1 protein-coding gene is annotated in these 11,807 nt (G+C 68.9%); it reads left to right on the top strand.

All coding sequences use genetic code 11. The annotated features are described in order from the left end of the window. The coding region (locus ACFZDL_RS46945) for an amino acid adenylation domain-containing protein (protein ID WP_391194577.1) at window positions 1–11,807 on the top strand (11,807 nt) is incomplete at both ends.

Below are 11,807 nucleotides of genomic sequence, written 5' to 3'. Positions count from 1 at the left end.
ATCGAGTCGCTGGCCCGGGAATGGGATACGCAGCCGGACACCGACCCCGTGGTCCCGTTGCGGCCCGCGAACACCGCGTACACCATCTACACCTCCGGCTCCACCGGCCGCCCCAAGGGCGTCGGCGTGACTCACGCGGGTATGGCCGGGGTCACCGCGTCCCTCATCGCGCGCACCGGTACAAGCCGTGACAGCCGAGTGCTCCAGCTCGCCTCGCCGAGCTTCGATGTCTCGATCATCGAGCTGCTGATGGCGTTCAGCCGCTGCGGCACGCTGGTGCTGCCCCCGGCAGGGCGCATCGCTGGTGAGGAACTGGTGGCCATTCTGGCCGACCGGCGCATCACTCACGCGTTCATCCCCCCGTCCTCATTGGCGAGCCTGGACGCGCATGTCGCGGCGATGCTGCCCGACCTGGCCACGCTCCTGGTGGCCGGTGAATCCTGCCCGCCGGAGGTGGTGGAGCGCTGGTCGCACGGCCGTCGGATGATCAACCTCTACGGGACGACCGAGACCTTCGTCAGCTCCATCAGCGGACCGATGACCGGTCGACAGGTCCTGATCGGACAGCCGATCGCGCAGACCCGACTCTACGTACTCGACGAGTACCTCCAGTTGGTGCCCCCCGGCGTAGCGGGTGAGCTCTACAACGGTGGCACGGTCATGGCGCGTGGCTATCTGGATCGGCCGGGGTTGTCGGCCGGGCGGTTCGTGGCGGATCCGTGGGGTCCGCCTGGCAGTCGGATGTACCGCACCGGTGATCTGGTGCGGTGGAGCGGGGACGGGGAGCTGGAGTATCTGGGCCGGGTCGATGGGCAGGTGAAGATCCGTGGTTTCCGGATCGAGCCGGGTGAGGTCGAGAGGGTGCTGTCCGGGCACTCGGCTGTCGACCAGGCGCTGGTCGTGGCCCGGGAGGAGCAGCCCGGTGACATTCGTCTGGTGGCGTACGTTGTGCCCGGCGAGGGTTACGCGGCCGAGGAGGTTCGCCGCCACCTGCGCGCCACGCTACCGGACTACATGGTCCCCGCCGCCCTCGTCACCCTCGACCAGTGGCCACGGACCCCGAGCGGGAAGATCGATCGCAAGGCCTTACCAGCGCCGGACTTCGCGGCCGGCGGCACCGGACGGGCTCCGCGCACACCGCGCGAGGAGATCCTCTGCGCGGCCTTCGCGGAGATTCTGGGCGTGGCTCATGTCGGCGCGGACGAGAGCTTCTTCGATCTGGGTGGACATTCGCTGCTGGCGACACGGCTGATCAGCCGTGTGCGTTCGGCACTGGGCGTCGAGCTTCCGTTGCGTACGCTGTTCGAGGCGCCGACGGTTGCCGGGCTCGCGTGGCGGCTCGCCGATCAGGGCGGTGATCTGCGTCCCGCACTCCTACCCGCTGCCCGCCCAGCGTGCCTCCCGCTGTCCGCGGCACAGGAGCGACTGTGGTTCCTGCACAGGCTGGAGGGCCCCTCCGCCACCTACAACATGGCGCTCGCCCTGCGGCTGACCGGCGACCTCGACCGTGCCGCTCTGCACGGCGCACTCATCGATGTCATCACCCGCCACGAGTCCCTGCGCACCCTGTATCCCGACATCGCCGGCCGACCCGCGCAGCAGATCCTCGCCCCGGAACAGGCCCGTATCGACCTGCACATCGAGGCGGTTCCTCAGCGCGAAATCTCCCAGCGGCTCGTTCAAGGCGCGCGGTACGCGTTCGACCTCGCCACCGAAGTCCCGGTGCGCGCCGAGCTGTTCATCGTGAGCGCCGCCGAATCGGTGCTGCTGGTCGTGATCCACCACATCGCCGCGGACGGCTGGTCCATGGCTCCACTGGCTCGTGACCTGGTCGCCGCCTACACCGCCCGCCGCACCGGCACCACTCCCCACTGGCCCCGGCTGCCCGTCCAGTACGCCGACTACACCCTTTGGCACCATCACCTGCTCGGTAAGGAGAACGAAGTGGACAGCGCGTTCAGCCGTCAGTACGCCTACTGGGCCGAGCAGCTGGCCGGCCTCCCCGAGCAGGTCACGATCCCGGCCGACCGGCCACGGCCGGGCGCCGCCACCTATGCCGGGGATGTGGTGCGCCTGGGCTTCGACGCCGAGTTGCACAGGGATCTGGTGGCGCTGGCCCGTCGCTTCGACACCACTGTCTACATGGTGCTCCAGGCTTCGTTGGCGGCCTTGATGACCCGGCTCGGTGCCGGCACCGACATCCCGATCGGCAGTGGTATCGCCGGACGTACCGACGAGCAGCTGGACGACCTGGTCGGGCTGTTCGTGAACTCGCTGGTGATACGGACCGACACCTCGGGCAACCCGTCCTTCGCTGATCTGCTGGCCCAGGTGCGGGGGACCAGTCTGGCCGCCCACGCCCACCAGGACATCCCGTTCCAGTACCTGGTGGAGAAGCTCAACCCGCACCGCTCCCCCGCACACCACCCGCTCTTCCAGGTCGCACTGGTCCTGCAGAACAACAAACAACCCGACTTCGAACTGCCGGACCTTCAGGTCAGCCCCGAACCGACACACACCAACACCTCGCGGCTCGACGCGCTGATCAGCCTGGACGAGGAGTACGACGGCGAGAGCCACCCCGCGGGGATCACCGGCGCCATCGAGTTCGCGACCGACCTGTATGACAGGGCCACCATCGAGACGCTGGTCCAACGGTGGGGGCAACTCCTTCGGTGCGTCGTCGACAACCCGGGCCAGCGGTTGGCCGCGCTCAGCATCCTCACTCCGTACGAGCGCATCCAGCGGGCGGTGCAGTCCGGGCGCCTCGATCAGCCGACGCTGCCGGAGCTCTTCGAGACCCAGGTCCGGGCCACCCCGGGCGCGCCCGCGCTGCACACCGCCGAGCGGACGTGGAGCTACGCAGAGCTGAACGCCCGGGCCAACCAGATCGCCCACTGGCTGATCGGCCGCGGCATCGGCAGTGAGGACCTGGTCGGGGTGCTGGTCCCGCCTGGCGCCGAGCGGATCGCCGTGGCTCTGGGAGTGGTGAAGGCCGGGGCCGGATACCTTCCGATCGACCCGGGCTACCCGGCCGACCGGATCAACCACATGCTTCAGGACGCCGCTCCGGCCCTCGTGCTGACCGGACCGCGGATCGACGGGGAAGTGACCGGTGGGATCGCCGCGGAGACCCTGGCCGAGGAGTGGAACCGGCAGCCCGTCGAGAACCCGACCGACGAGGACCGCGTCCGGCCCCTGACGGCACGGAACATCGCCTACACCATCTACACCTCGGGCTCCACCGGACGCCCCAAGGGGGTCACGGTCACCCACACCGGACTGGCCGGTCTGATCGATGGCCACCTGCGGAACTTCGCGGTCCCGCCCGGTTCGCGGTTTCTCCAGTTCGCCTCCCCAGGCTTCGACGGCGCCGTGTGGGAGCTGGTCATGGCGCTGACGACCGGCGCCGCGCTGGTGATCCACGGACGGGAACGGCTGTCGGGGGAAGATCTCCTCCGCGTCCTGACCGAACACCGGGTCACGCACTCCTTCATTGCCCCGTCCGCGCTCGCCACCCTCCCGGCCGGCAGCGAGGCCGAACTGCCCGAGCTTTCCACGGTCGTCGTGGCCGGGGAGACCTGCGCCCCCGAAGTGGTCGAACGCTGGTCCGAACATCACCAGGTGATCAATTCGTACGGACCGAGCGAGTCCACTGTTGCCACCAGCGTCAGCGCGCCGCTGAGCGGACGACAGGTGACCATCGGCCGAGCGGTCGGCAATACCCAGGTGTATGTGCTCGACGAGTATCTGCAACCCGTGCCGGCCGGAGTGGGCGGTGAGCTGTACGTCGCGGGGAAGGCGCTGGCGCGCGGCTATCTGAACCGGCCGGGACTGTCGGCGGAACGGTTCGTCGCCGACCCGTTCGGCCCGGCGGGCGGTCGCCTGTACCGCACGGGTGACCTGGTGCGGTGGAGCCGGGACGGTGAACTTGAGTACCTGGGCCGGACCGATGAACAGGTGAATATCCGGGGCTTCCGGATCGAGCCGGGTGAGGTGGAGCGCACACTCGGCGCGCACCCGGAGGTTGCAAGGGCCGTCGTCGTGGCCCGGCAGGATCAGTCCGATGATGTGCGTCTTGTCGCGTACGTCGTTCCCGAGACCGACGGCACGGCCGACAGCGCCGAGCCGGTCGAGGAGTGGCGGCGGGTCAACGACGCCTTCTATGCCCAGCCACCGCAAGGCGGGCTCGGTGAGGATTTCAAGGGCTGGAACAGCTCCTACACGGGTGAACCGATCCCGCGGGAGCACATGAGGGAGTGGCGGCAGGCCGTCGTCCAGCGGATCCGCTCGTTCGCACCGAAACGGGTGCTGGAAATCGGTGTGGGTTCCGGTCTGGTACTGGCGCCGCTGGCGGAGGAGGTGGACGCGTACTGGGGCACCGACCTGTCGTCGGCCGCCATCGAGCGGCTGACCGGACAGGTGGCCGAGCGGGGGTGGAGCCATGTGGTCCTGCGCAGCCAGGCGGCGGACGACTTCACCGGGCTGCCGGACGGCTTCTTCGACACCATCGTGCTCAACTCGGTCGTTCAGTACTTCCCCAGCGAGCAGTACCTCACAGCCGTCCTCACCCGAGCGCTGGAACGGCTCGCGGACGGTGGCCGGATCATTCTCGGCGACATCCGCCACCTCGGGCTGCTGCGCTCCTTCCAGACCGCCGTCCACGCGCCGCGCGCCACCGATGAGAAGCAGCTGCGGGCGGCTGTCGAACACGCGGTGCTGGTGGAGAAGGAACTGCTGGTGCACCCCGACTACTTCACGGCTTTCGCGGCCGAGCACCGGACCGGTGTGGACATCCGACTCAAGCGGGGACAGGCGCACCACGAGTTGACCCGCCACCGCTACGAGGTCACCCTTCACAAAGCTTCGCCCGGTGTGCTCGACGTGGCGGACGCGGCTGTGCTCCGGTGGGGCGTCGACCTGAACAGCCTGGACGAGCTGCAGGCGCACCTCACCGGCGGCGCCACGGTGCGGGTGGTCGGTGTGCCGAACCCACGCCTCACGAGGGAAGTGGGTGCGCGGCGGGCCATGGACGACGGTGCGCCACTTGCGGCTGTGCGGGGCGTACTGCACGGTGCCGTTGATGGTCCCGATCCGGAAGAGGTGTGCCTCTGGGCTGCCGAGCAGGGCCGGCAGGCGATCCCGACATGGAGCTCGGGGCGGGAGGACGCGTACGACGTGGTTCTGCCCGCCGGGGCGGGGCCGCTGGCCGGTACGTATCGGGGGAGCGGCGCGGCCGGTGCGTGGACGAACAGGCCCGCGTCGCCGCGCACGGGCAGCGGACTGGGTACAGCCCTGCGGCGCTGGTTGCGGAACCGGCTGCCCGATTACATGGTGCCGTCGGCGGTGGTGGCCATCGACGATGTCCCGCTGACATCGAATGGCAAGGTGGACCGTGCGGCGCTGCCCGCCCCCACCCCCGCGAGCGCCGGTAAGGGGCGGGCGCCGCGTACGCCGCAGGAGGAGATCCTGACGGGCTTGTTCGCGCAAGTACTGGATGTGCCTGCGGTGGGCATCGAGGACAGTTTCTTCGACCTGGGCGGCCACTCCCTGCTCGCCACGCAGCTGGTCAGCCGGATCCGGACCGCGCTGGGCAGCGAAGTGCCGCTGCAGACGCTGTTCGAGTCGCCGACCGTCGCCCAGCTCGCCCGTGTGCTGACCGCCGAGGCCCACAGCAGCACCCGCCCCGCGCCGGCGCCCCGGACCCGCACCGAAGAGCTCCCGCTGTCCTTCGCCCAGCAGCGGCTGTGGTTCCTCCACACGCTGGAGGGGCCGTCCGCCACCTACAACATGCCGCTCGCCCTGCGCCTGAGCGGTTCGCTCGACCAGGACGCCCTGCGGCAGTCCCTCGACGACGTGATCGCCCGCCACGAGGCGCTGCGCACCGTCTTCCGGGACGACGCGGGACGCCCCACCCAGCATGTGCTGCCGGTCGACGAGGCTCGTATCGAGCTGCACACCGTGCCCACCACCGAGGAGCAGCTCGAAGCCCGGCTCATCCGGTCCGCCAGGTATGCGTTCGACCTGGCCCGTGAAATACCGCTGCGGGCCGAGCTGTTCACGGTGAGCCCGATCCAGTCGGTGCTGGTGCTGGTGGTGCACCACATCGCGGGCGACGGCTGGTCGATGGGCAGGCTTGCGCGGGACCTGGTCGCCGCCTACACCGCACGACTCGGCGGCAGCGCGCCCGAGTGGTCCGGGTTGCCGGTTCAGTACGGGGACTACGCCCTGTGGCAGCGTGAGCTGCTCGGCGACGGGACGGACGTGGACAGTCCCCTCGCCCGCCAGCAGCGATACTGGCAACAGCAGCTGGCGGACCTGCCGGAGCAGGTCACCTTCCCGGCTGACCGGCCGCGGCCGCCCGTCGCGAGCTATGCCGGCGACACCGTGGTCTTCGAGATCGACGCCGAGTTGCACCAGGGGCTGGCGGAGCTCGCCCGCTCTACCGGCACCACTCTTTTCATGGTGCTGCAGGCATCTTTGGCGGTGTTGATGACCCGGCTCGGGGCCGGGACGGACATCCCGATCGGCTCGCCGATCGCCGGGCGCACCGACGAGAATCTGGACGACTTGATCGGCTTCTTCGTCAACACCCTGGTCCTGCGCACCGACACCTCGGGCAACCCTTCCTTCACCGACCTGCTCGCCCAGGTCCGCAAGACCAGCCTGGCCGCCTACGCACACCAGGACATCCCCTTCGAATACCTGGTCGAGAAGCTCAACCCACACCGCTCCACCTCCCACCACCCGCTCTTCCAGGTCTCCCTGGGCCTGCAGAACACCCAGCGCCCGGCCTTCGAGCTGCCCGGCATGCGGGTGGAGACCGGTGGGGTCGCGACGGGAACGGCCCGATTCGACATGGCCATCACGCTCGGCGAGGAGCACACCGAGAGCGGCACACCCGATGGAATCAACGGCCTGGTCGAGTTTGCGACGGATTTGTTTGATCGGGTGACGGTGATGGGGTTGGCTGATCGGTGGGTGGGGTTGTTGCGGGAGGTGGTGGCTGATCCGGGTCGGCGGGTTGGTGAGTTGGAGGTTTTGTCGGGGGTTGAGCGGGAGTTGTTGGGTGAGTGGGTGGGTGATCCGCGGGGTGGGGTGGTGGATGTGGTGTTGCCGGAGTTGTTGGAGGGGTGGGCGCGGTTGAGGCCGGGGGCTGTTGCGTTGGAGGCGGGGGGTAGGTGTTGGTCGTATGCGGAGTTGGATGCTCGTGCGAATCAGGTTGCCAATTGGTTGGTGGGGCGGGGTGTGGGGGTTGAGGATGTGGTGGGGTTGGTGTTGCCGCGTGGTGGTGAGTTGGTGGCGGCGGTGCATGGTGTGTTGAAGGCGGGTGCGGGTTATGTGCCGATTGATCCGGGGTATCCGGTGGAGCGGATCGCGTTTATGGTTCGGGATTGTTCTCCGGTGGTGTTGTTGACGACGGAGGAGTTGGCGGGGGAGTTTGCGGGGGCGGTGTCGGTTGGTGCTGTGGGTGTGGAGTGGGATGGGGAGCCGGTGGTGGGGCCGGTGGTGGAGCGGTGGTCGGCGGGTGTGGCGTACACGGTTTATACGTCGGGTTCTACGGGGCGTCCGAAGGGTGTGAGTGTGTCGCATTGCGGTGTGGCGCATCTGGCGAGCACGTTGGTGGAGCGGTGTGGTACGGGGGGTTCGGGGGTGCGGGTGTTGCAGTTGGCTTCGCCGAGTTTTGATGCTTCGGTGTTGGAGATGGTGATGGCGCTCAGTGGTGGTGGGACGCTGGTGGTGCCTGGTCCGGGGCGGCTTGCGGGTGAGGAACTGGCACGGGCGCTGGACGAACACCGAATCACCCACGCATTCATTCCCCCGTCCGTACTGGACACGCTGCCGAACGGCGCCGAGCGGCGGCTGAACGGGTTCACCCACCTCCTGATCGGTGCGGAGCCGGTCCCGGAGCGCCTGGTGGAGCAGTGGGCTCCCGGGCGGCAGCTCTTCGATGCCTACGGGCCGACGGAGACCACGGCGTTGTCCACGATCAGTCGGCCGCTGAGCGGGGGGCGCGCGCCGATCGGGTCGCCGAATCACAATGAGTGGACGTATGTGCTCGATGGTGGGTTGCGGCTGGTGGCTCCCGGGGTGGCGGGGGAGTTGTACATCGCGGGCAAGGGGCTGGCTCGGGGGTATCTCAGGCGTCCTGGTCTGACGGCTGAGCGGTTTGTGGCTGATCCGTTCGGTCCGGCCGGTGGGCGGATGTATCGCACGGGGGATCTGGTGCGGTGGAACCGGGAGGGGGAGCTGGAGTTCCTGGGGCGGGTGGATGAGCAGGTGAAGGTCCGTGGGTTCCGGATCGAGCCGGGTGAGATCCAGGCCGTGCTCACCAGGCACCCGGACATCGCCCAGGCCGTGGTCGTCGCTCGCGAGGACCACCCCGGCGACACCCGCCTGACCGCCTACGTCGTTCCGGAGACGGAGCAGGGGGTGTCCGTCGAGGAGGTCCGCGACCACCTGCGCGGTCTGCTCCCCGACTACATGGTCCCCGCGGCGGTCATCGCCCTGGAGCAGTGGCCGCTCACCCCCAACGGGAAGATCGACCGGAAAGCGCTGCCCAGCCCCGACTACACCATGGTCGGCACCGGCCGTCCGCCACGCACCCCCCAGGAGGAAATCCTCTGCGCCGCCTTCGCCGAGGTCCTCGGCCTGACGTCGGTCACGGTCGACGGCGACTTCTTCGAGCTCGGCGGCCACTCCCTGCTCGCCACCCGCCTGATCAGCCGCATCCGCACCGACCTCGGTGCAGAACTGCCCCTGAGCACGCTGTTCGAGGCCCCCACCGTGGCCGAGCTCGCCCGTAGACTCGGCGACCACATCGACGAGGTGCGCCCCGCCCTCACACCAGCCAGCCACCCGGCCCGCCTCCCCCTGTCGGCGGCACAGGAGCGCCTGTGGTTCCTGCACAAGCTGGAAGGCCCGTCCGCCACGTACAACATGGCCCTGGCACTGCGGTTGACCGGTGAGCTCGACCACACGGCGATGGACGGCGCGCTGAGCGATGTCGTCACCCGCCATGCGCCCCTGCGTACGCTCTACCCTGACATCGACGGCCGACCGTACCAGCGCATTCTGGCGCCCACCGAAGCCCGGGTGGCGCTGGACACCGTGCCGACGGACGAACCCGGGCTCGCTGCGTGCCTGGACACGGCGGCCCGGCACCAGTTCGACCTTTCCACTGACGTGCCCCTGCGGGCCCAGCTGTTCACTGTGAGCCCGACCGATTCGGTGCTGATGTTGGTGCTGCACCACATCGCGGGCGACGGCTGGTCGTTGGCTCCGCTGGCTCGTGACCTGGTCGCCGCTTACACTGCCCGCCGTACCGGCACCGCTCCCCAGTGGCCCCGGTTGCCCGTCCAGTACGCGGACTACACGTTGTGGCAGCGCCGGCTGCTGGGCGATGACACCGACCCGGACAGCGTGTTCAGCCGTCAGTACGCCTACTGGGCCGAGCAGCTGGCCGGCCTCCCCGCGCAGGTCACGGTCCCGGCCGACCGGCCGCGGCCCGCCACCGCCGGCTATGCCGGCGCCACCACGACCTTCGACATCGACCCCGAGCTGCACCGTGACCTGGCTGCCCTGGCGAAATCGGCCGGAACCACGGTGTTCATGGTGCTCCAGGCTTCGCTGGCGGCCTTGATGACCCGGCTCGGTGCCGGCACCGACATCCCGATCGGCAGTGGTATCGCCGGGCGCACCGACGAGCAGCTGGACGACTTGATCGGCTTCTTCGTCAACACGCTCGTCCTGCGTACGGACACCTCGGGCAACCCGTCCTTCGCCGATCTGCTGGCCCAGGTGCGGGGGACCAGTCTGGCCGCCCACGCCCACCAGGACATCCCGTTCCAGTACCTGGTGGAGAAGCTCAACCCGCACCGCTCCACCGCACACCACCCGCTCTTCCAGGTCGCGCTGGTCCTGCAGAACAACGAACAACCCGACTTCGAACTGCCGGACCTTCAGGTCAGCCCCGAACCGACACACACCGCCACCGCCCGCTTCGACCTGATGATCAGCCTGACCGAGAACGCGACCGAGCGGCACGAGCCGGCGGGAATCCGGGGTGCCGTCGAGTTCGCCACGGACCTGTACGACCCGGCCACCATCGACACCCTGACAGACCGGTGGATCCGGCTGCTGCGTGCCGTGATCACCGACCCTGGCCGACCGATTGGCACGCTCGACATCTTCACCCCGCAGGAGCGGGAGCAACTGGACACCTGGGCGGCCAACCCCCGCCCCGAGGTGGCCGAAGCGACCTTCGGCACGCTGTTCGAGGCTCAGGCCCGGGCCACTCCGGCGGTCGTCGCGCTGGAAGCGGACGACAAGATCCTTGACTACGCCGAGCTCAACGCGCGGGCCAACCGGATCGCCCACTGGCTGATCGACCGCGGGGTCGGCACGGAGCAGCTGGTGGGGCTCGCGCTGCCGCGCAGCGCCGATCACCTGGCCGCGATCCTCGGCGTGGTGAAGTCCGGAGCCGCATACCTGCCGATCGACCCGGACTATCCGGCCGACCGGATTACCTACATGATCCAGGACGCCGCACCCGCCCTGGTTCTGACGACCGATCCATTCGCCGAGGACTTTCCGGCCACCCACGGCACCGAACTGGTGACGCTCGAGTCCGTGGCGCCGCTGTGGGAGCGACAGCCGGTCGACGACCCGACCGACGCCGACCGGGTCCGGCCGCTCGCCGTGGCCAACACGGCGTACACCATCTACACCTCCGGCTCCACCGGCCGTCCCAAAGGCGTTGCCGTCACCCACAGTGGACTGGCCCATCTGCTGGCCACCGCGCGCGACTGGCCGGTCGACCAGGACAGCCGGGTGCTGCACTTCTTCTCGTTCAGCTTCGACGCCTCGATCCTGAACCTCTTCCTTGCTCTGTCGGCCGGCGCGACACTCGTGCTGCCCACACGCTCCCCGCTGGCGGGCGAGGAGCTCGCGCATGCGCTGGAGGCGCACCGCATCACCCACGCGTTCATCACCACGTCGGTGGTCGCGTCGCTGCCGCCGAATGCCCCTGAGCGCCTCCGTGACCTGCGCTTCCTGGTGATCGGGAACGAGGCCTGCCCGTCCGGCCTGGTGGAGCGGTGGGTCCCCGGCCGACAGCTGGTCAATGCCTATGGACCGACCGAGTCGACAGTGGCAGCCACCGTCAGCGGACCGCTGACGGGGGACAACCCGCCGATCGGCAGGCCGATACCCAACACCTGTGGTCATGTGCTGGACGAGCACCTCCAGCCCGTCGCCCCGGGCGTGGTCGGCGAGCTCTACCTGGCCGGCCCGGGGCTGGCCCGCGGCTACCACAACCGGCCTGATCTGACTGCCGAGCGGTTCGTCGCCGACCCCTACGGTCCGGCCGGAGGCCGGATGTACCGCACCGGCGACCTGGTCCGCTGGGACAGCGACGGCCGGCTGGAGTATCTCGGGCGGACGGACCACCAGGTCAAGATCCGCGGTTTCCGGATCGAACCTCAGGAGATCCAGGCTGTGCTCCAGCAACAGCCGGGCGTCGCGCACTCCCTGGTGACCACCCGTGAGGACCGGCCCGGTGATACGCGTCTGGTTGCTTATGTGGTTCCGGATGGTGTGGTTCCGGATGGTGGGGTGTCGGGTGGTGTGGATCGGGTGGCTGGTTGGCGTGAGTTTTATGACGTGATGTATTCCGGTTCTGCGGGTGGTGTGTTGGGTGAGGATTTCACGGGTTGGAATAGTTCGTATTCGGGTGGGGCGATTGTGTTGGGGGAGATGTGTGAGTGGCGGGATGCGGTGGTTGAGTGGGTGCGTGGGTTGGGTCC

Source organism: Streptomyces sp. NPDC007917, assembly GCF_042959105.1.
Lineage (GTDB): Bacteria > Actinomycetota > Actinomycetes > Streptomycetales > Streptomycetaceae > Streptomyces.
The sequence above is the reverse complement of the archived record's forward strand: the minus strand, read 5'-3'. Positions and strand labels throughout refer to the sequence as shown.